This is a genomic window from Paenirhizobium selenitireducens ATCC BAA-1503 (assembly GCF_000518785.1).
Taxonomy (GTDB): domain Bacteria; phylum Pseudomonadota; class Alphaproteobacteria; order Rhizobiales; family Rhizobiaceae; genus Allorhizobium; species Allorhizobium selenitireducens.
Window position 1 is genome coordinate 54,950 of the sequence record NZ_JAEG01000001.1, and the last position, 20,636, is coordinate 75,585.

At 63.3% G+C, this 20,636-nt stretch carries 21 protein-coding genes; 17 read left to right on the forward strand and 4 right to left on the reverse strand.

Annotated features, from left to right (window positions below; genetic code table 11):
* The first annotated feature begins 5 nt into the window (after positions 1-5).
* The 5 genes from clpA (at position 6) to L867_RS0100330 (ending at position 5,279) form a co-directional block, all read left to right on the forward strand.
* The gene (gene clpA, locus L867_RS0100310; RefSeq protein WP_028735023.1) at positions 6-2,483 is read left to right on the forward strand and encodes an ATP-dependent Clp protease ATP-binding subunit ClpA; all 2,478 of its coding nucleotides are present in this window, start codon (positions 6-8) and stop codon (positions 2,481-2,483) included.
* A gap of 207 nt (positions 2,484-2,690) precedes the next feature.
* Positions 2,691-3,107, forward strand: a complete 417-nt coding sequence (locus tag L867_RS0100315; protein ID WP_028735024.1) for a nuclear transport factor 2 family protein — start codon at positions 2,691-2,693, stop codon at positions 3,105-3,107.
* Positions 3,108-3,227: 120 nt separating this feature from the next.
* On the forward strand, positions 3,228-3,986 hold the full coding sequence (locus tag L867_RS0100320) for an AzlC family ABC transporter permease (protein ID WP_028735025.1): 759 nt from the start codon (positions 3,228-3,230) through the stop codon (positions 3,984-3,986).
* Positions 3,983-4,318 carry an AzlD domain-containing protein gene (locus L867_RS0100325; protein ID WP_028735026.1) on the forward strand — a complete coding sequence of 112 codons (336 nt, stop codon included), beginning with the start codon at positions 3,983-3,985 and terminating at the stop codon, positions 4,316-4,318. Before L867_RS0100320 ends, L867_RS0100325 begins: the two co-directional genes overlap by 4 nt.
* 106 nt (positions 4,319-4,424) lie before the next feature.
* Positions 4,425-5,279, forward strand: a complete 855-nt coding sequence (locus tag L867_RS0100330) for an urea carboxylase-associated family protein (RefSeq protein ID WP_028735027.1) — start codon at positions 4,425-4,427, stop codon at positions 5,277-5,279.
* Between the two features lie 176 nt (positions 5,280-5,455).
* Here L867_RS0100330 and L867_RS0100335 read toward each other — a convergent pair whose 3' ends face one another.
* Genes L867_RS0100335 through L867_RS0100350 form a run of 4 tightly spaced genes read right to left on the reverse strand, consistent with a single transcriptional unit; the run spans position 5,456 to position 8,353 of the window.
* The gene (locus L867_RS0100335) at positions 5,456-5,881 is read right to left on the reverse strand and encodes an HIT family protein (protein WP_028735028.1); all 426 of its coding nucleotides are present in this window, start codon (positions 5,879-5,881) and stop codon (positions 5,456-5,458) included.
* Positions 5,882-5,941: 60 nt separating this feature from the next.
* On the reverse strand, positions 5,942-7,141 hold the full coding sequence (locus L867_RS0100340) for a GNAT family N-acetyltransferase (protein WP_028735029.1): 1,200 nt from the start codon (positions 7,139-7,141) through the stop codon (positions 5,942-5,944).
* 10 nt (positions 7,142-7,151) lie between these two features.
* Entirely contained in the window at positions 7,152-7,886 is a 735-nt protein-coding gene (locus L867_RS0100345; RefSeq protein WP_028735030.1) for a glycerophosphodiester phosphodiesterase, read from the reverse strand.
* Positions 7,883-8,353, reverse strand: a complete 471-nt coding sequence (locus L867_RS0100350) for a RidA family protein (RefSeq protein WP_028735031.1) — start codon at positions 8,351-8,353, stop codon at positions 7,883-7,885. The genes L867_RS0100345 and L867_RS0100350 overlap by 4 nt, the downstream gene beginning before the upstream one ends.
* A 120-nt stretch (positions 8,354-8,473) precedes the next feature.
* Between L867_RS0100350 and L867_RS0100355 the strand changes: the two genes are divergently transcribed.
* The 12 genes from L867_RS0100355 to lpxA all read left to right on the forward strand — a co-directional run bounded on the left by L867_RS0100355 (position 8,474) and on the right by lpxA (position 20,634).
* On the forward strand, positions 8,474-9,298 hold the full coding sequence (locus L867_RS0100355; RefSeq protein WP_028735032.1) for a cell envelope integrity EipB family protein: 825 nt from the start codon (positions 8,474-8,476) through the stop codon (positions 9,296-9,298).
* Positions 9,299-9,495: 197 nt separating this feature from the next.
* On the forward strand, positions 9,496-10,263 hold the full coding sequence (gene rpsB / locus L867_RS0100360) for a 30S ribosomal protein S2 (RefSeq protein WP_028735033.1): 768 nt from the start codon (positions 9,496-9,498) through the stop codon (positions 10,261-10,263).
* A gap of 270 nt (positions 10,264-10,533) precedes the next feature.
* Positions 10,534-11,460, forward strand: coding sequence for a translation elongation factor Ts (gene tsf, locus L867_RS0100365; protein WP_028735034.1), 927 nt, complete (start codon positions 10,534-10,536; stop codon positions 11,458-11,460).
* A gap of 102 nt (positions 11,461-11,562) precedes the next feature.
* On the forward strand, positions 11,563-12,285 hold the full coding sequence (pyrH, locus tag L867_RS0100370; protein WP_028735035.1) for a UMP kinase: 723 nt from the start codon (positions 11,563-11,565) through the stop codon (positions 12,283-12,285).
* Positions 12,286-12,335: 50 nt separating this feature from the next.
* Positions 12,336-12,896 carry a ribosome recycling factor gene (gene frr / locus L867_RS0100375; RefSeq protein WP_028735036.1) on the forward strand — a complete coding sequence of 187 codons (561 nt, stop codon included), beginning with the start codon at positions 12,336-12,338 and terminating at the stop codon, positions 12,894-12,896.
* Positions 12,897-12,945: 49 nt separating this feature from the next.
* Positions 12,946-13,689 (forward strand): isoprenyl transferase, encoded by a 744-nt coding sequence (locus L867_RS0100380; protein ID WP_028735037.1) that lies wholly within the window; start codon positions 12,946-12,948, stop codon positions 13,687-13,689.
* A gap of 9 nt (positions 13,690-13,698) precedes the next feature.
* Positions 13,699-14,532 carry a phosphatidate cytidylyltransferase gene (locus L867_RS0100385; protein WP_028735038.1) on the forward strand — a complete coding sequence of 278 codons (834 nt, stop codon included), beginning with the start codon at positions 13,699-13,701 and terminating at the stop codon, positions 14,530-14,532.
* A gap of 32 nt (positions 14,533-14,564) precedes the next feature.
* The gene (gene rseP, locus L867_RS0100390; RefSeq protein WP_028735039.1) at positions 14,565-15,698 is read left to right on the forward strand and encodes an RIP metalloprotease RseP; all 1,134 of its coding nucleotides are present in this window, start codon (positions 14,565-14,567) and stop codon (positions 15,696-15,698) included.
* 193 nt (positions 15,699-15,891) lie between these two features.
* A complete protein-coding gene (gene bamA, locus L867_RS0100395) occupies positions 15,892-18,249 on the forward strand; it encodes an outer membrane protein assembly factor BamA (RefSeq protein WP_028735040.1) in 2,358 nt (785 codons plus the stop codon).
* 51 nt (positions 18,250-18,300) lie between these two features.
* Complete coding sequence (gene lpxD / locus L867_RS0100400; protein ID WP_028735041.1) at positions 18,301-19,362, forward strand: UDP-3-O-(3-hydroxymyristoyl)glucosamine N-acyltransferase; 1,062 nt, start codon at positions 18,301-18,303, stop codon at positions 19,360-19,362.
* Positions 19,355-19,822, forward strand: a complete 468-nt coding sequence (gene fabZ / locus L867_RS0100405) for a 3-hydroxyacyl-ACP dehydratase FabZ (RefSeq protein ID WP_028735042.1) — start codon at positions 19,355-19,357, stop codon at positions 19,820-19,822. Before lpxD ends, fabZ begins: the two co-directional genes overlap by 8 nt.
* Positions 19,819-20,634 carry an acyl-ACP--UDP-N-acetylglucosamine O-acyltransferase gene (gene lpxA, locus L867_RS0100410; RefSeq protein WP_028735043.1) on the forward strand — a complete coding sequence of 272 codons (816 nt, stop codon included), beginning with the start codon at positions 19,819-19,821 and terminating at the stop codon, positions 20,632-20,634. Before fabZ ends, lpxA begins: the two co-directional genes overlap by 4 nt.
* The last annotated feature ends 2 nt before the right edge of the window (positions 20,635-20,636 follow it).

Consider the following 20,636-nt stretch of genomic DNA (forward strand, 5'->3'; position numbering starts at 1 on the left):
CTGACGTGCCAACATTTTCTCCCAGCCTTGAAAAGGCGCTGCATCAGGCACTGACCTTTGCCAACGAGCGGCATCATGAATATGCCACGCTCGAACACCTGCTCCTGGCCCTGATCGACGATGCAGACGCCGCGGCGGTGATGGGTGCCTGCAATGTCAATCTCGACGCCTTGCGCAAGACCGTCATCGATTATGTCGACAACGAACTCGCCAACCTGGTGACGGGTTACGACGAGGATTCCAAGCCGACATCCGGATTCCAGCGCGTCATCCAGCGCGCGGTGATCCACGTCCAGTCCTCCGGTCGCGAGGAAGTGACCGGCGCCAACGTGCTGGTGGCGATCTTCGCCGAGCGCGAAAGCCATGCGGCATTCTTCCTGCAGGAGCAGGAGATGACCCGCTACGACGCCGTCAACTACATCTCACACGGCATCGGCAAGCGGCCCGGCACCTCCCAGACGCGCCCGCCGCGCAGTGCCGAGGAGGGCGGCGACGGCGAGGCCAAGCAGGCCCGTGAGCAGGAGGAAGGTCCGCCCAAGGCCAAGCAGGAGGCTCTCAAGGCCTATTGCGTCAACCTCAACGAGAAGGCCAAGAGCGGCAAGATCGATCCGCTGATCGGCCGCCACAGCGAGGTCAACCGCACCATCCAGGTGCTTTGCCGTCGTTCCAAGAACAACCCGCTCTACGTGGGCGATCCCGGCGTCGGCAAGACGGCGATCGCCGAGGGCCTGGCCAAGCGCATCGTCGAGGGCAAGGTTCCCGACGCGCTCAAGGATGCGACGATCTTCTCGCTCGACATGGGCACGCTGCTCGCCGGCACCCGCTATCGCGGCGACTTCGAGGAGCGGCTGAAGCAGGTCGTCAAGGAACTTGAGGACTATCCGGGCGCCGTGCTGTTCATCGACGAGATCCACACCGTCATCGGTGCCGGTGCCACCTCGGGCGGCGCGATGGACGCGTCCAACCTGCTGAAGCCGGCGCTGTCGTCCGGCGCGATCCGCTGCATCGGCTCGACCACCTACAAGGAATATCGCCAGTTCTTCGAGAAGGACCGGGCGCTGGTCCGCCGTTTCCAGAAGATCGACGTCAACGAGCCGACGATCGAGGACGCGATCGAGATCATGAAGGGCCTCAAGCCCTATTTCGAGGACTATCACAAGCTGAAATATACCAACGAGGCGATCAAGTCGGCGGTCGAGCTCTCGGCCCGCTACATCTCCGACCGCAAGCTGCCGGACAAGGCGATCGACGTGATCGACGAAACCGGTGCGGCGCAGATGCTGCTGCCGGCGTCCAAGCGCCGCAAGCTGATCACCGAGAAGGAGATCGAGGCGACGATCGCCACCATGGCCCGCATTCCGGCCAAGACCGTATCCAAGGACGACGAGATGGTTCTCGCCAACTTGGAGAAGGAACTGCGTTCGGTGGTCTATGGCCAGGATGCGGCGATCGAGGCGCTGTCGACGGCGATCAAGCTGGCCCGTGCCGGTCTGCGCGAACCGAATAAGCCGATCGGCTCCTACGTCTTCTCCGGCCCGACCGGCGTGGGCAAGACGGAAGTCGCCAAGCAGCTCGCCGCCTCGCTCGGCGTCGAACTCCTGCGCTTCGACATGTCGGAATACATGGAGCGGCACACGGTTTCGCGCCTGCTCGGCGCACCTCCGGGCTATGTCGGATTCGACCAGGGCGGCCTTCTTACCGACGGCGTCGACCAGCATCCGCACTCGGTGGTGCTGCTCGACGAGATCGAGAAGGCGCATCCGGACATCTACAACATCCTGTTGCAGGTGATGGACCACGGCTCGCTCACCGACCATAACGGCAAGAAGATCGACTTCCGCAACGTCATCCTGATCATGACGACCAATGCCGGCGCCTCGGAAATGGCGAAGTCGGCGATCGGCTTCGGCTCGTCGAAGCGGACCGGCGAAGACGAGGAGGCGCTCAACCGCCTGTTCACGCCGGAATTCCGCAACCGCCTCGATGCGACGATCCAGTTCGCGCCGCTGCCGACGGAAGTCATCCATCAGGTGGTGCAGAAATTCGTCATGCAGCTCGAAGCGCAGCTGTCGGAACGCAACGTGACCTTCGACCTGTCGGAACCGGCCATCGCCTGGCTCGCCACGCGTGGTTACGACGAGAAGATGGGCGCCCGGCCGCTTTCGCGCGTCATCCAGGAGCACATCAAGAAGCCGCTCGCCAACGAGATCCTGTTCGGCAAGCTGAAGAAGGGTGGCGTGGTCAAGGTCGGCGTCAAGAAGGACGAGAACGGCGCGGACGTGCTCGATCTGGAAGCGCTCTCCGAAGCGCTGCCGGTCAAGCCGAAGCCCGAGGCCGAACTCGTCGGCGCGGAAGCAGAGGCTCCGGCCAAGGCGAACAAGTCCAAGGCGAAATCCAAGGCTGCAGCCGCCAAGGACGAGAAGACCGCCGAGCCTTCACCGGCCAAGCGCAGTTCCGTGCCCAAGGTGCCGAAGAAGAAGTAACGTCAAGGACCGGCACGCAACGTGCGATGACGGCCGGCAATATTGGCAGAATGTCGGATTGACCCCTTGCGGCCTTGCTGCGAGGGGTTTTTCGTTGTCGCAAGTGACGTTTCTGTGATCTGTCCTTGTATGGGGATTGCCGGGCTTGCGGGGTGCGTCCGGCGGGCGCTAGGCTTTGACGGGGCAATGGGGTAGCAGGGCATCCGGATGGACACGAAGGACCGGGAAGCGCAGCATTTCTCGCAGGAGCAGCGGGAACTCTGGGAACATGTCACGGAACTCTGGGAAATCGCGCGGCGGCGCGAAACCGGTCCGGTCCGCAAGCTGCTGCACCGCGACTATACCGGCTGGGTGACCGGCCTCGATACGCCGCACGACTACGAGGCGGCCGTGGCCTCGGTCGGGCCGGGCACACCGCAGGTCCTGCGCTATCGCCTGAAACCGTTGAAGGTCACCGTCTTCGACCACGAGGTCGGGGTGGTGCACTACAGCTACGAGGCCGATGTCGAGGCGGTCGATGGCACGCCGAAACAGATCGCCGGGCGCTGGACCGAAATTTACAAGCGTCGCGGCAGCGGCTGGTTGATGATCGCCGTCAGCGGCGGACCGGACGGAATGCGCTGACGGCAACAGTCGAGGCAAAAACCTCTGTCTCGTGGCGGCAATCGGCGGTATACGTCCTATCCTTCGTGGTCACCTCGGTCGGCCCGTCCGTCCCTATCTAGCCGCCCGCCGGATCCGTCGATGTCCCAAACCCATGCCGATGCCGCTTCCTTTCGCTGGTTCCTCCGGGGCGCGCGCGGCATCTTTTCGCTGCCTGCCTTCATCCTGATGACCTCTTTCGTCGGTTTCAGCGCATTCGCGCTCGAATCGGGCGTCAGCCGCGGCGAGGCGATGTTCATGACCGCGGCGATCTGGGCCTTGCCTGCCAAGATGATCCTGATCGGCATGATGGCGAGCGGCGCCAATGTGCTGGCCGTATTCCTCGCCGTGACGCTCTCGTCGATCCGCATGATGCCGATGGTGGCCTCGCTCGTTCCCGAGTTGCGCGGCTCCCGCACGCCGACCTGGCTGCTGCTCGTCCTGTCGCATTTCGTCGCCATCACCGCCTGGGTCTTCGCCATGGGGAGCCTCAAGGACATTCCGCGCGAGGCGCGGGTCTCCTACTTCGCCGGCTTCGGCCTGACGCTGGTTGCGGTCAACACGGTCCTGGTGGGTTTGAGCTACGGGATCGTCTCTACCTTTCCGCCGGCCGTCGCCGGCATCCTGTTCTTCCTGACGCCGGTCTATTTCGTCGGCTCGATCTGGGCCTCCGCCCGCCATTCCGTGGTGAAGATCGCCTTTGTCATCGGCGTGGTCTCCGGCCCGCTGCTGGCCGTGGTCACGCCCGGCTTCGATATCCTCATCGCCGGGATCGGCGGGGGAACGCTTGCCTATCTGATCGACCGTTTCGTCGTGCGTCGGCGCGCCATTGTTGCACCACGAGTTGGAGACGAGCCATGACCGCCGCCGAACTCTGGCCCTATGCAGTGATCCTGTTCGCCGGCTGGTTCGCTACCGATCTATGGCGCTGGCTCGGCGTGATCGCCGGCAATAGGCTGGCCGAAGGTTCGGAGACGCTGAACTGGGTGAGGGCGGTCGCCACCGCTCTGGTCATGGCGGTGACCGCCAAGCTGATCGTCTTCCCGACCGGCAGCCTGGCGGAATCGCCGCTTTGGCTCCGGCTCGCCGCCGCCGGCCTCGGCTTCGTCGCCTTTCTCGTCACCGGGCAGCGCGTCATCGTCGGGGTCGTCGTGTCCCTTGCCCTGCTGTCGCTCGGGCTGGCGGTGCTGTGAGCGCCGCCGGCTTACGGCAGCGGCGAGGGCGCATTTGGGCGCGCGCGACCGCCGTCGCCGGTCTATAGTTCTTTCACTCTTCGGAACCGCAAACACAGGAACCGCCATGTCTTCCACGCCCACCGTCACCGCCCCGACCGATGCCGCCGAGCGCCGCGCCGTCAAGCCCGTGGTCTGCTATCCTGTCGAGACGCTGCCGGTGCCGGACATGGCCATGCTGCGGCGCGCCCGCGAGACGCTGACCAAGGTCGACGATGTGATCGTGCCGCCGCGCGAGGGCGCCACCTTCTCCGTGCCGAAGGGGCATTTCTTCCGCATCCTCAGCATCGACGGCCCGCAGGTCGGCGACCTCAACCTGTGGAACGCCAACGACCTCACCGAACGCTTCTTTTCTGGCAAGACGCGGGCGCTGCACGCCACCCATGTGACGACCGGCAACCGCCTGTGGAGCACGCTCCCCAATCTCCGGCCGATAGCGACGATCACCCATGACACGCTCGGCTGGTACGGCTTCGACGAATTCGGCGGCAGCGTGCACGACGTCATCGGCACGCGCTGCGATCCCTACACCAACAAGCTGCTGTCCGGCGGCGACTATCACCACTGCTGCCATTCCAACCTGACCCGGGCGCTGGCCGGCGCGAAAGGCCTGTCGTTCGCAGAGGCCGAACCTCTCGTGCATGACGTGCTGAACGTCTTCATGTGCACCGGCTTCACCGCCGACACCCACCAGTATTTCATGAAGGCGAGCCCGGTGCGGCCCGGCGACTATATCGAGTTCTTCGCCGAGATCGACCTGCTGGGCGGCCTGTCCGCCTGCCCGGGCGGCGATTGCAGCGCCAAGCATTCGAGCGACGCCGCTGCCTGCTATCCGCTCAAGGTCGAGATTTTCCGACCCGACATGGATCTGCTGAAGAGCTGGCCCTTCCCGGAGCGGAACGGCTATCGCAATCCGGAATAGGCGAGGGCGAAACGTTCAGTGTTCGCCGTCGTCGACACCTCCCCCTTGATGGGGGAGGTCGCGCGGAACGCGCGGGTGGGGGTGACCTTTTGCGCCGGGCCGTCGGATGCGTGGTCGCGACATCACCCCACCCCGGAGCTTCGCTCCGACCCTCCCCCTCAAGGGGAGGGTGGCGCTTACAGCTCGGCCTTGATCTTCTCGGCATTGGCCTTCAGCACCTCGATATCCTCCATCTTGCCCGAATGAGGCTTGAGCGGCACGCCGTCGTGGCGCGGGATGACGTGGAAGTGCAGGTGGTAGACGGTCTGGCCGGCGGCGGCCTCGTTGAACTGCGCAACGAAGACACCGTCGGCGTCGAAGGCTTCCTTGGCGGCGACGGCGAGTTTCTGCACGACCGGGATCAGCTTGGAAAGCACCGCCGGATCGGCGTCGAGCAGGTTGCGCGAGCCGGTCTTCGGAATGACCAGCAGGTGGCCGGTCGCCTGGGGCATGACGTCCATGAAGGCGAGTGTGTCGTCGTCCTCGTAGAGCTTCACCGAGGGGATCTCGCCCTTCAGGATCTTGGCAAAGATGTTGTTCGGATCATAGGCGGAACTGGTCATCGGGAATCTCCTCAAGGTTTGGCCGTAGTTAAGGCAGCCGGCGGGCGATGATCAAGCGGCCTATTCGTCGCTCTCGCAGTCGCGCTGCTGGCGCTCGCCGCGACGGAAGGGCGTGTGCTCGCCGAGGATCTCGGCCATCTGCTCGACCTCGCGCCGCTCGTGCTCAAGATAGTCGGCGACGGCGCGCCTTAAGCCCGGATGGGCGATGTAGTGGGCCGAATGCGTGGTGACGGGCTGGTAGCCGCGGGCCAGCTTGTGCTCGCCCTGGGCGCCGGCCTCGACCCGGCTCAGTCCCTTAGACAGCGCGAACTCGATCGCCTGGTGATAGCAGACCTCGAAATGCAGGTAGGGGTGATCCTCGATGCAGCCCCAGTGCCGGCCGTAGAGCGCATCCGCGCCGATGAAGTTGATGGCACCGGCCACATAGCGCCCGTCGCGTCTGGCCATGACCAACAGGATATCGTCGGCCATGCGCTCGCCGATCAGCGAATAGAAGGCCCGCGTCAGATAGGGTTTTCCCCATTTGCGGCTGCCGGTGTCCATGTAGAAGGTGAAGAACTGGTCCCAGATGTCCTCGGTGAGGTCGCCGCCGGTCAGCCAGTCGATCTCGATGCCGTTCTCCAGCGCCGCCCGGCGTTCTTTCCTCAGCGCCTTGCGCTTGCGCGAGGCGAGCGTTTCGAGAAAGGCCTCGTGGTTGGCATAGCCGGCATTGAGGAAATGGAACTGCTGGTCGGTCCGGTGCAGGTAACCGCTGCCGGTGAAGGCCGGCAATTCGTCCTCGGGAATGAAGGTCGCGTGCGCCGAGGACACGCCGAGTTCGTCGGCCACCTGGCGGAGCCCGCCGGCGAGCAGAGGCCGGATCTCCGCCGGATCGCGCCTCTCGGCCACCATCAGACGCGGGCCGGTCGCGGGCGTGAAGGGGAAGGCGCTCTGCAGTTTCGGATAGTAGCGGCCGCCGGCCCGCTCGAAGGCGTCGGCCCAGCCCTGGTCGAAGACATATTCGCCGCGGCTGTGGCTCTTGAGATAGCAGGGCGCGGCGCCGAGCAGGTCGCCGGCTGCGTCCTCCAGGAGGAGATGATGACCGAGCCATCCGGTCTCGGCCGTGGCCGAGCCGGATTCCTCGAGTGCCGACAGGAAGGCGTGCGAGGCGAACGGATTGTATCCGTCCGCGCCGCGTCTGGCGCCGCCGAGCATGGCCCAGCGTTCAGGAGCGATATTGGCAAAGGATCGTTCGATCCGGATCGTCACGTCTCCTGGCATGCGTCTCCCATCATGCGCTGGCGATGGCAGCCTCGCGGGGATCAAAGCCCTCGAAGGTCATCTGGTCCGCATGAGTATAGGTATGAGCGCGCATGGTTTCATCCCTGACCGTCCAGGTAATCACCGGAATTCCACGTTCGCGCTGCGCCGTGACGAAGCTGTTGGGCAGGTGCGGGGCGCAATAGGAGATGAAGTCGAGGCCGAGCTGCATGGCCTCTTCGTGGGCGGCGAGCTGCTCGGGGCGCACGCCCTCCGCCGTCAGACCGACCGGGTAGGGGCAGTCGAGCTTCTTCAGGTCCCGCAGAAGCCAGAAGTCGAAACTCATCAGCGCGACCTTGCCCTCATAGCCTTCGAGCACTTCCAGCACAGCTTCGGCCAGGCCGTCGTCATGCTCGGCATCGATGCCCTTGAGTTCGATCACCAGCGGCACCCGGCCCTTGACCAGGGCGAGCATCTTCTTCAGCGACGGGATCTTGTCGGCCGTGGCGCCGATCGACAGGAGGCCGAGTTCGCCGGCGGTGCGCTCGCGCACTTCACCGGCAATGCCGCACAGCCGCTGCAGGTCATGGTCGTGGAAGACCATCGGCACGCTGTCCGACGACAGCTGGATGTCGCACTCGATGGCAAAGCCCGCGTCGATGGCGCGCTGGAAGGCCGAGAGCGTGTTTTCCCATACCGTCTTGTTCTGGTCGTGGAAGCCGCGATGGGCGACCGGCACGTCCTTGATCCAGCTGATATCGCTCACAGGGCGATCTCCAAGATAGCGTCGATCTCGACGGCGGCATTGAGCGGCAGCGCCGCCATGCCGACGGCGGCGCGCGCATGCTTGCCGGCTTCGCCCAGCACGCCGGCGATCAGGTTGGAGGCGCCGTTGATGACGAGATGCTGTTCGACGAAACCCGGGGCCGAGGCGACGAAGCCGTTGAGCTTGATGACGCGCACGATGCGGGAAAGATCGCCGGACAGGGCAGACTTCGCCTGGGCAAGGATGTTGATGGCGCAGAGCTCGGCGGCGCGCTGGGCGTCAGTGAGTGCGACGTCGCTGCCGACCAGACCGGTGACGGCGATCTTTCCACCTTCGATCGGCAACTGGCCGGAGAGATAGAGAAGGTTGCCGCTGATCACGTAGGGGACATAGTTGGCGGCGGGCGCTGCCGCTTCCGGCAGGGTGATTCCCATGGCCTTCAGACGGCCGTCGATCGTATCGGTCATGTGCGTTTCCCGGGGCTCAGTAAAATAATTGAAGAGAATCTCGTTGTGATCAAAAGCTTGTCTCGCTTTTGCCGGATCTGTTCTTATAACATCGCCGCCAAGTGCAACAGGAGGATGTCGATGTTTCGTTCGAGCTTAGCCATGGCCTTGGTCGCCGGCTCCGCCGTCAGCCTGACGGCAGCCATCGCCAACGCGGCGGTGGCCGGCGGTCTCGTGCCGCACCGGGCGGTCTACGACATTCAGCTCAAGCAGGCTTCGGAACGATCCGGCATCGAGGGCATGCGCGGCCGCATGGTCTACGAATTCAGCGGTTCGGAATGCGCGGGCTACACGACCAACTTCCGCTTCGTCACCCGCATCGACACGGGCGAGCAGATCCGTGTCACCGATCAGCAAAGCAAGACCTTCGAAGATCTGGCCGCCGGCAAGTTCCGTTTCGAGACCAAGTCGTTCACCGACGATCAGATGGACAAGGACGTGAGCGGGGCCGCAGCCGACGAAAACGGCAAGGTGATGATCGAGCTGGAAGAGCCGGCGCCGCGCGCGCTGGAACTGGCCGACAGCCGCTTTCCTGCCGAGCACATGCTGGAGGTTATCGGGAACGCCAGAAAGGGCAAGGCCCTGTTCGAGGCGCGCATCTTCGACGGCTCGGAAGACGGCGACAAGAGCTACCTGACCACCACGGTCGTCGGCCCTTCGCGCAAGCCGACCGCCTCCGAGGCGGCCGACAAGTCCACCGGTCTGGTGGCGGGCGAGGCCTACTGGCCGGTGTCGATCGCCTATTTCGACGAGAAGGCCTCGGGCGACCTGCTGCCGATCTACACGCAGTCGTTCAAGCTCTACGAGAACGGCATTTCGCGCGACCTGACGCTCGACTACGGCGATTTCATCCTCACCGGCAAGCTGACCAAGCTCGAAGTGCTGGGCACCGGCGACTGTCATTGAGGCGCTGGCGCCGGGCGGGACAAACCGTTTTCTGGCGGAAAAGCCTTGATTTCCCGAAAGAGTCGCTATAAGGCCACCAGCATTCCACACGCGAGGCTTGGGATCGACCGGGAGAAATCCGGAAGGTTCCGCCGGTGGCGCCGTAAACGGTGCTGTTTGTCTCGCGGGGGTTAAACCGGAAAAAGGAGAATAAAGGCATGGCATTGCCAGACTTCAGCATGCGCCAGCTCTTGGAAGCAGGCGTTCACTTCGGCCACCAGACTCACCGCTGGAACCCGAAGATGAAGCCGTACATCTTCGGCGATCGTAACAATATCCACATCATCGACCTTGCACAGACCGTGCCGTTGCTGTCGCGCGCCCTTCAGGTCGTGTCCGACACCGTGGCTCGCGGCGGTCGCGTCCTGTTCGTCGGCACCAAGCGCCAGGCGTCGGAACTGATTGCCGACTCGGCCAAGCGTTCGGCCCAGTACTACGTCAACTCGCGTTGGCTCGGCGGCATGATGACCAACTGGAAGACGATCTCGAACTCGATCCAGCGTCTGCGCAAGCTCGACGAAATCCTGAACTCGGAAGCCCAGGGCTTCACGAAGAAGGAACGCCTGAACCTCGAGCGCGAACGCGAAAAGCTGGACAAGGCTCTCGGCGGTATCCGCGACATGGGCGGCACCCCGGACCTGATGTTCATCATCGACACCAACAAGGAAAAGATCGCGATCGACGAAGCCAAGCGCCTTGGCATCCCGGTCGTCGCCATCATCGACTCGAACTGCGATCCGGACCTGATCGACTATCCGATCCCGGGCAACGACGACGCTTCGCGCGCCATCTCGCTCTACTGCGACCTGATTGCCCGCGCTGCCATCGACGGCATCGCTCGCCAGCAGGGCGCTTCGGGTCGTGACATCGGCGGTTCCGCCGAAGCTCCGATCGAGCCGGCTCTCGAAGCAGAAGCCGGCGCCTGACGGCGCCGCGCGGCGGGGCCTTGGCGCCCTGCCGGCTTTTCCCGATTGGGATCGGCCGCCTGGAAGCCCCGTGCTCCCGGGCGGCCTTGCCCCTTTGAAGATCTGCCGGCGCCTTTGCGCTGCGATCGACAAGGCGGACCGACTATTTCCGTGATGGCCCTGCTTCATCACGCTGTCACATTTCCGGGTACATTTCGTCCCCCAAACAGGGCGCAGGCCGCACTTCGTTGCAACAGGCTGGCGCACGATTGAACCGACAAGAGGCACACAATGGCTGAAATCACAGCAGCACTGGTAAAGGAACTGCGCGAAAAGTCCGGCGCAGGCATGATGGATTGCAAGAAGGCTCTCACCGAGAACAACGGTGACATCGAAGCCGCGATCGACTGGCTGCGCGCCAAGGGCATCGCCAAGGCCGACAAGAAGTCGGGCCGCACCGCTGCCGAAGGCCTCATCGGCATCGCCAGCGCCGGCCACAAGGCTGTCGTCGTCGAAGTCAATTCCGAGACCGACTTCGTTGCCCGCAACGATGCCTTCCAGGACCTCGTCCGCGGCGTTGCTTCGGTTGCCCTGACCACCGACGGTTCGGTTGACGCGATCGCTGCTGCCAACTACCCGGCTTCGGGCAAGTCGGTTTCCGAAACCATCAAGGACGCGATCGCCACCATCGGCGAGAACATGGCGCTTCGCCGTGCAGCTCGGCTGGAAGTCGACCACGGCGTCGTCGCGACCTACGTCCACAACGCTGCCGGCGACGGCCTCGGCAAGCTCGGCGTCCTGGTTGCCCTGAAGTCGGTCGGCGACAAGGAAGTCCTGACCTCGATCGGCAGGCAGGTCGCCATGCACATCGCTGCGACCAACCCGCTCGCCATCCGCTCGGAAGAAGTCGACGCCGCTGTCGCCGAACGCGAACGCAACGTCTTCATCGAGCAGTCGCGCGCTTCCGGCAAGCCGGACGCCATCATCGAGAAGATGGTCGAAGGCCGCATGCGCAAGTTCTTCGAAGAAGTCGCGCTGCTGTCGCAGGCTTTCGTCATGAACCCCGACATCACCGTCGGTCAGGCCGTCAAGGACGCTGAAAAGCTCGCTGGCGCCTCGATCGAAGTGACCGGCATGGCACGCCTGCTGCTCGGCGAAGGCATCGAGAAGGAAGAGAGCGATTTCGCTGCCGAAGTCGCGGCTGTCGCCAAGGGCTGATCGCCCTTCGGTCGATCGACCTTGTTAGGGAAAACTCGGGGCATCGCGTGACAACGCGGTGCCCTTCGTGTATCCGGCTTCAGAATTATCCGAGGATACAGCATGACTTCCAAACCACTCTTCAAGCGCGTCCTTCTCAAGGCTTCCGGCGAGGCCCTGATGGGCAGCCAGGGCTTCGGCATCGACGTTGCGGTCGTCGACCGGATCGCCAGTGACATCGCCGAAGCCCGCGCGATGGGCGTCGAGGTCGGGGTCGTGGTCGGCGGCGGCAACATCTTTCGCGGCGTAGCCGTAGCCTCCAAGGGTGGCGACCGGGTGACCGGCGACCACATGGGTATGCTGGCGACCGTCATCAACGCGCTGGCGCTGGCGACCTCGCTGCGCAAGCTCGACATCGACACGGTCGTCCTGTCCGCCATCGCCATGCCGGAGATCTGCGAGAGCTTCTCGCAGCGCCAGACGCTGCATCACATGGCGCAGGGCCGCGTGGTGATCTTCGCCGGCGGCACCGGCAATCCGTTCTTCACGACCGACTCGGCCGCAGCACTTCGTGCCGCCGAAATCGGCGCCGAGGCGATCTTCAAGGGAACCCAGGTCGATGGTATCTATTCGGCCGATCCGAAGAAGGATCCGACCGCGACCCGCTTCGACCACCTGACCCACAGCGAAGTGCTCGAAAAGGGCCTTGCGGTGATGGACGTCGCAGCAGTGGCGCTGGCGCGCGAAAACGCAATTCCGATCATCGTCTTCTCCATCCACGAAAAGGGCGGTTTCGGCGAGATCCTTTCCGGCGGTGGCTGCAAGACCATCGTCAGTGACAATTGAGGGCAGGCGACCGGTCTTTCGGTCCGCGTCCGGCTACAAGGGAGTTCATCATGAGCGAAGGTATTGATCTCAACGACATCAAGCGCCGCATGGATGGCGCGATCAACGCGTTCAAGCACGACATCGCGTCGCTGCGCACCGGCCGCGCCTCGGCCAATATTCTCGATCCGGTGACGGTCGAGGCCTATGGCTCGCGCATGCCGCTGAACCAGGTCGCCAACGTCACCGTTCCGGAACCGCGCATGCTCGGCATTTCGGTCTGGGACAAGTCGATGGTCAACGCTGTCGACCGCGCCATCCGCGAAGCCAATCTCGGGCTCAATCCGATCGTCGACGGCCAGAACCTGCGTATCCCGCTGCCGGAGCTCAACGAGGAGCGCCGCAAATCGCTGGTCAAGGTCGCGCACGAATATGCCGAGAAGGCCAAGGTGGCGATTCGCCATGTCCGCCGTGACGGCATGGAAGGCCTCAAGAAGGCCGAGAAGGATGGCGTGATCGGCCAGGACATCAGCCGCTCGACCTCCGACAAGGTGCAAAAGATGACCGACGACACGATTTCCGATATCGACCGCTTGCTCGTCGAGAAGGAAAAGGAAATCATGCAGGTTTAGCAGGCGCGTGTCGTTTTACCCGCCCAGGACGCATTGAACCGGACCGATTATGTCGACAGCTGAAAAACGCGCCGTACCCGAGCATGTTGCGATCATCATGGATGGCAATGGCCGATGGGCAAGCGCGCGCGGACTGCCGCGAACCTTCGGTCACCGCAAGGGCGTCGAGGCGGTGCGCGAGACGGTGCGGGCAGCGGCCGAGGCCGGCATTCGCTATCTGACGCTGTTTGCCTTCTCCTCGGAGAACTGGCGCCGGCCGGAAGCGGAGATCAACGATCTCTTCGGCCTGCTGAAGACCTTCATCCGCCGGGATCTCGCAGAACTGCACCGCGAAAATGTCCGCATCCGCATCATCGGCGACCGGACAAGCCTGCGCGAGGACATTCGCTCGCTGCTGCTGGAGGCCGAGGAGACGACGCGGGGAAATTCCTCGCTGACCGTCGTGATCGCCTTCAATTACGGCTCCCGCGACGAGATCGCGCGGGCGGCCGCAAGCCTTGCCGCCGACGTTGCCGCGGGGCGCCTCAAGGCGTCCGACATCAATGCGCAGATGATCGACGAGCGGCTTGATACGGCCGACATTCCCGACCCGGATCTGATCATCCGCACCAGCGGCGAGGAGCGGCTGTCCAACTTCCTGTTGTGGCAGGCCGCCTATGCCGAACTGATGTTCGTGCCCGATCTCTGGCCTGATTTTAACCGCGAGGTGTTTTTCGCCGCGCTTGAGCGTTTCAGCGCCCGCGACCGACGGTTCGGCGGCCTGTCCGCCAAGGCCGTGGCGCTGGGATCTTAAGGCCTGACCATGAGCCGGGAACTCACCCTCCGCATCTATTCCGCCATCGTCATGGTCGCCGTCGTGCTGGCGGCGACCTGGCTCGGGGGCGTGACGTTCCGCATCCTCGCGGCCGCCATCGGCCTGTTCGTCTATTACGAATGGTCATCGATGACCAAGCTTGGCGAGCGCAGTCTGCGGGGCCATGCTTTCGGCTGGTTCTCGATGGTCGCGATTGCCGCCAACATGCTGTTCGGCCAGGCGGACCTGACCGTTCCGCTGTTTGCCGGCCTTGTCCTCACCGCCGTCCTCCCGGCCATCATCGGCAATTGGAGCTGGTGGCAGCCGGGCGGCATCTTCTATTCGGGGCTGAGCGCGATCTCGCTCGCGGCAATCCGCGGCGAGGACCAGCTGGGCTTTGCGGCGATGATCTTCGTCTTTGCCGTCGTCTGGTCGACCGACATCCTCGCCTATTTCGTCGGCCGTGCCATTGGCGGGCCGAAGCTTGCGCCGCGCATATCGCCCGGCAAGACCTGGTCGGGCGCCATCGGCGGGACGATCGCCGGCGTGCTGGGCGGCGTCGCCGTCGCGCTTTCCTTCTTCCAGTCGATCGGGCTTTGGGTTCCTCTGATCGCGCTGTTCCTGTCGGTCGCCGGCCAGATCGGCGACCTGTTCGAGTCCTTTATCAAGCGGCGTTTCGGCGTGAAGGACTCCAGCCATCTCATTCCCGGCCACGGCGGTGTGATGGACCGGGTGGACGCTCTGGTATTTGCCTGTTTCGCCGCATTCTTTATTGCGATAGGTTTCTCCGCAGTCGGCATGGGGGCTGTCGACTCTCTCGGTGCTTTCCTTTTCGGTCTGTGAGGCCGCAAAAGCACCATGAATAGGATTGGACGATGGACCAAATTACCGCCTTCTTCGGCTTTCTGACCGGCTATATCCTTCCCTACATCGTGGTCCTGTCGCTTCTCGTCTTCGTGCACGAGCTTGGCCATTATCTCGCCGGCCGCTGGTCGGGCATCCGCGTCGTGGCGTTTTCGATCGGCTTCGGTCCGGAAATCGTCGGCTTCACCGATACGCACGGCACGCGCTGGAAACTCTCCGCCATTCCGCTTGGCGGCTATGTGCGGTTCTACGGCGACGCCGATGCCGCAAGCCTTGCCGATGGCGACGAACTGGCCGAGATGACGCCGGCCGAGCGCGCCCAGACCCTGGCCGGTGCCAGGCTGTGGAAGCGTGCTTTCACCGTCGCTGCCGGCCCGATCGCCAATTTCATCGCGGCGATCGTCATCTTTGCCGTGATGTTCGGAACGCAGGGCAAGCCGGTCGCCGATCCGGTCGTCGCCGAGGTCAGGGCCGGAAGCGCTGCTTTCGAGGCGGGCGTCAAGCCGGGCGACGTGCTCGTCGCGCTCGACGGCGCGCGCATCGACACCTTCGACGACGTGGTGCGCTACATCAGCATGCGCCCGGAGATCCCGGTCGTCGTGACCGTTCTTCGCGACGGCAGCGAGATCGGCCTCGACATGGTACCGCGTCGCACCGTCACCACCGACCGTTTCGGCAACGAGATGGAAGTGGGGCAGATCGGCATCGTCACCAACCAGCAGAGCGGCAATTTTCGCATCATCGAGCTGACGCCGCTCGAAGCGGTGGGCGAGGGCGCCCTGCAGACCTGGCACATCGTCACCGGCACCTTCGACTATCTGTCCAATTTGGTTACCGGTCGGATGAATGCCGATCAGCTGGGTGGACCCGTCCGGGTCGTCCAGGCTTCCGGCCAGATGGCGACCCTCGGCATCGTCGCCCTGTTCAATCTGGCGGCGGTTCTTTCAGTTTCCCTGGGGCTTCTCAATTTGATGCCAGTTCCGGTCCTTGACGGCGGCCACCTGGTCCTCTACGCGCTTGAGGCAATACGCGGGAAGCCTGTCGGGCAGAACGCACAGGAAATCGCTTTTCGCATCGGCCTGATCATGATCCTGTCGCTCATGGTGTTTGCAACGTGGAACGATATCAGCCGCTTAATAGGCTAGAGTCTCGGCTTGCCATTGCGGAGAGGATTTGTTTACGATGTTTCAAACTCATAGTGGCGATTGGGCCACGGCTGTAAATGAAGTAAATAGAATTTAACGTCCGTACTTGCTTGTAGGGTAAAAGCCGTTAAAACCACACACGGGCCGGAGTCGGAAACGACCCCGGGGCAATGGAAGAAGGTTGAGAATAAACATGAAGGCTGGTTCAAGATTTTTGAACGCGGTGTCGGCGGTCGCGCTGTCTGCTGGTGTTGTTTCTTCGGGCGCAGGCGTGGCTCTTCTCGCGTCGGCTGCGGTCGCCGAAGCGGCCGTGATTCAGCGCATTGATGTCCGTGGCGCGCAGCGTGTCGGTGTGGACGCGGTCCGCTCCAATATCACCATCAAGCCCGGCCAGAGTTTTTCCAACTCCGACATTGATGAATCGGTCAAGCGTCTCTATGCGACCGGCTTCTTCTCGGATGTGCGGATTTCCGTATCCGGCGGCACGCTCGTCATCAGCGTGGCCGAGAACCAGCTCGTCAATCAGGTCGTGTTCAACGGCAACCGCAAGGTCAAGGACGACAAGCTGCGCGGCTTCGTTCAGACCCAGCCGATGGGCCCTTATAACGAAAGCATGATCGCTGCCGATATCGAGCGGATCAAGGAAGCCTATGCAGGCATCGGCCGTAGCGACATCGAAGTGACGACCCAGGTCGTTCCGGTGGCCGAAGGTCGCGTCAATCTTGCCTTCGTCATCAATGAAGGCGAGCGCACCAAGATCACCCAGATCAACTTCGTCGGCAACAATGCCTATGGCGATGGTCGTCTGTCGGCCGTGCTGCAGACCAAGCGCTCCAACATGCTGTCCTTCCTGACCCGCAAGGACGTCTACAACGAGGACAAGCTGCGCGCTGACGAAGAAGCGCTGCGCCAGTTCTACTACAATCACGGCTACGCCGATTTCCGCGTGATTTCGTCGGATGCCACGCTGAACGAGGCCGGCAACGAATACGGCATCACGATCACCGTCGATGAAGGCGAACGCTACAAGTTCGGCAACATCGCCGTCGAGTCGACCGTCGAAGGCATCGATGCCGCCGAGCTTGAGCGGCTGCTCGAAACCCGCGCCGGCAACACCTACAGCGCCCGCGACATCCAGAAGTCGATGGAAGCCATCTCTCAGCGCGTTTCGGCGGCCGGCTATCCGTTTGCCCGCGTCGTTCCGCGCGGCGACCGCAATTTCGAGAACAACACGATCGGCGTGACCTATCTGGTCGATCAGGGCGAGCGCGCCTATGTCGAGCGCATCGAGATCCGCGGCAACACCCGCACGCGTGACTATGTCATCCGTCGCGAGTTCGACATCTCCGAAGGCGACGCCTTCAATCAGGAGACCATCAGCCGCGCCAAGCGTCGTCTGGAAGCGCTCGGCTACTTCACGACCGTCAATATCTCGACCGCGCCGGGCAGCGCATCCGACCGCGTCGTTGTGGTTGTCGATGTGGTGGATCAGCCGACCGGTTCGTTCGGCATCGGCGCCGGCTACTCGGTTGGCGGCGACGGCTTCGTCGTCGAGGCTTCGGTCGAGGAAAAGAACTTCCTGGGTCGTGGCCAGTTCATTCGCGTCGCCGTCGGCGGCGGTCTGGAAGACAGCCGCACCTACAACTTCTCCTTCACCGAGCCGTATTTCCTCGGCTACCGTCTCGCTGCCGGCTTCGATCTGTTCAAGAACCAGACCAGCAGCAATTCGAACTACGATTATGAAGAGCAGGGCGCGACCTTCCGCGTCACGGCTCCGATCACCGAGGATCTGGCGACCACCGTTCGTTATACCTACAAGGAACTGAAGTACACGGAAGACGGTGCATACGGCACTGATGGCTTGCCGTACACCGCCGACGACGACATGGCGGATCCGTACATCGATCTGATCGAGCAGAGCCCGTGGAAGCAGTCGATCGTCGGTCATTCGATCGTTTACAACACGGTCGACGACCGCAACATGCCGCGTGACGGCCTGTATGCCAGCTTCACCCACGAATATGCGGGCCTGGGCGGCGATTCCGATTTCTACAAGGTCTATGGCCGCGCCCGCTACTTCCATACCCTCTCGGACGAGATGGACCTCATCGGCTCGGTTGCCGCGAGTGCCGGTCACGTTGTTGCGACGGGCGATTCGCTCAATGTTTTCGATCAGTTCCAGATCGGCGGCAAGGATCTGCGCGGCTTCGCCAGCAACGGCATCGGTGCGCGTGCAGACGGCGATCCGCTCGGCGGCACGACCTACATGACGGTTTCGGCGGAAGCCAACTTCCCGCTGCCGTTGTTCCCGCAGGATCTCAACATCCGCGGCGCGGTCTTCGCCGATGCCGGCACGCTGTACGGCAACAAGGTCGATACCGGTGGCTCGACCGTCGAAGGCACGGACATGAGCTGGCGTGCATCGGTCGGTGCGGGCATCCTGTGGCTGTCGCCGTTTGGTCCGCTGCGCTTCGACTACGCCGTTCCGGTTGCCAAGGAAGACTTCGACGAGGTCCAGAACTTCCGCTTCAGCATGGCGAACCAGTTCTAAGGTCTTGCAGTCCAGAGCTGCTGGTTGAGTAACGTTCTGGGGCTTTGGCTGATGGAGCATAATCATTTTTTTCCGCCCCGTGAGGGGGTCTCTCTGGCGTCGCTTGCGGCGCAGATCGGGGCGGAACTTCAGGATGCGGGCGCGGGCGAACGGGTGATCCGATCGGTCGCGCCTGTCTATAGGGCGAAGCAGGGTGATATCTGCTACATCCTGTCGCGCCGGAGCAAGGAAGAGCTGAAGACCTGCGAGGCCTCGGCGATCCTGTGCGACAAGGCGCTCAAGTCTCTCATTCCCGATCATATCCCGGTGCTGCTGGCGCCGTCGCCGGCCATGGCTTTCGCCCAGGCCGGGGGCTTGCTCCATCCGGAGGCGTTGCGCCCCGTGCCGGTCTCTCCGTCCATGGCTGGAATTTCGCCCGCTGCGTTCGTTGATCCGACGGCAAGGCTCGAGCCGGACGTGCTGGTCGAGCCGATGGCTGTGATCGGTGCGGATGTCGAGATCGGCGAGGGTAGTCGCATCGGTGCAGGGACCGTCATCGGCGCCGGAGTCAGGATCGGCCGTGGCTGCACAATTGCCGCCGGCGCGACGATCCAGTCGGCCCTGATCGGCAACAATGTCATCATTCACAACGGCGCGCGCGTCGGCCAGGACGGCTTCGGCTATGCACCCGGTCCGCGCGGCATGTTGAAGATCGTGCAGATCGGCCGCGTCATCATCCAGGACAATGTCGAGATCGGCGCCAATACGACGATCGATCGCGGCACGATGGACGACACCGTGATCGGCGAAGGCACGAAGATCGATAACCTCGTGCAGATCGGCCACAATGTCCGCATCGGCCGCCATTGCGGCATTGTCGCCCAGGTCGGCATCGCCGGCAGCACGAAGGTCGGCGACGGCGTGATGATCGGCGGCGCCTGCGGCGTGAACGGTCACGTCACCATCGGCGACGGCGCGCAGATCGCGGCGATGAGCGGCGTGCTGTCCGACGTTCCTCCGGGCGAGCGTTATGGCGGCATTCCGGCCCGACCGATGAAGGATTTTCTAAAAGACGTTGCGGCGGCCTTGAGCCAGTCGGAAAGCCGCAAGCAGAAGGGGGGAAAGAATGACTGATCAGGTCAAGACCGAGCTGGGCGCCGCTGATATTCTCGAGATCATGAAGCTTTTGCCGCATCGCTATCCGTTCCTGCTGGTCGACCGGATCATCGAGATTGATGGCGACAATTCCGCGATCGGCATCAAGAACGTCACGGCTAACGAGCCGCACTTCACCGGTCACTTTCCCGAGTCGCCGATCATGCCGGGTGTTCTGCTGATCGAGGGCATGGCGCAGACCGCCGGTGCGATCTGCACCCGCAAGCAGGGCGGCGGCGGAAATCTCGTCTACTTCATGACCATCGACAATGCGCGCTTCCGCAAGCCGGTGGTGCCGGGTGATCGCGTCGAGTTCCACGTCTTCAAGCAGAAGCAGCGCGGCAATATCTGGAAGTTCCATTGTGACGCGAAGGTCGACGGTGCGCTGGTGGCCGAGGCCGACATCGGTGCCATGATCATGCGCAAGGACGAGAAATGAGCACGATCGGGCAAGGCGCCGTCATTCACCCCATGGCCGTCGTCGAGGACGGCGCCGTGATCGGGGCGAATGTGAAGATCGGCCCCTTCTGCCATGTCGGGGCGAACGTGACGCTCGGCGACGGTTGCGAGCTTCTCTCCAATGTTGTCGTCACCGGCCGCACGACGATCGGGCGCAATGCCAGGATTCATGCCTGCGCCGTGATCGGCGGCGATCCGCAGAGCATTCACCATGCCGGCGAAGAAACCACGCTTTCCATCGGCGACAACTGCACGATTCGCGAAGGCGTGACGATGAACACCGGAACCGCCGAGGGCGGTGGCAAGACGGTGGTCGGCAGCAACAACCTGTTCCTCGCCAATTCGCATGTCGCCCATGATTGCCAGCTCGGCGACAACATCATCCTGTCGAACAATGTCATGCTGGCCGGCCATGTGAAGGTCGGGGACCGGGTCATTCTCGGCGGCGGATCGGCCGTGCACCAGTTTACCCGCATCGGCCGCCAGGCCTTCGTCGGTGGACTGTCCGCCGTGAGCTACGACGTCATTCCCTATGGCATGCTGAACGGCAATCCGGGCGTGCTCGGCGGTCTCAACGTGGTCGGCATGACGCGCGCCGGCATCGAGCGTTCGGTGATCCACCAGGTTCGCCGCGCCTTCAAGCAGATCTTCGAGGGCGAAGCCTCGGCCCGTGTCAATGCCGCCGCCATCCGTGACGAATATCTCGATTGCCCGCCGGTCGTTGAAATCCTCGATTTCATCGCGGCCGAAAGCGACCGCGCCCTGTCGTCGCCGTTCCGCGGCAAGAGCTGATC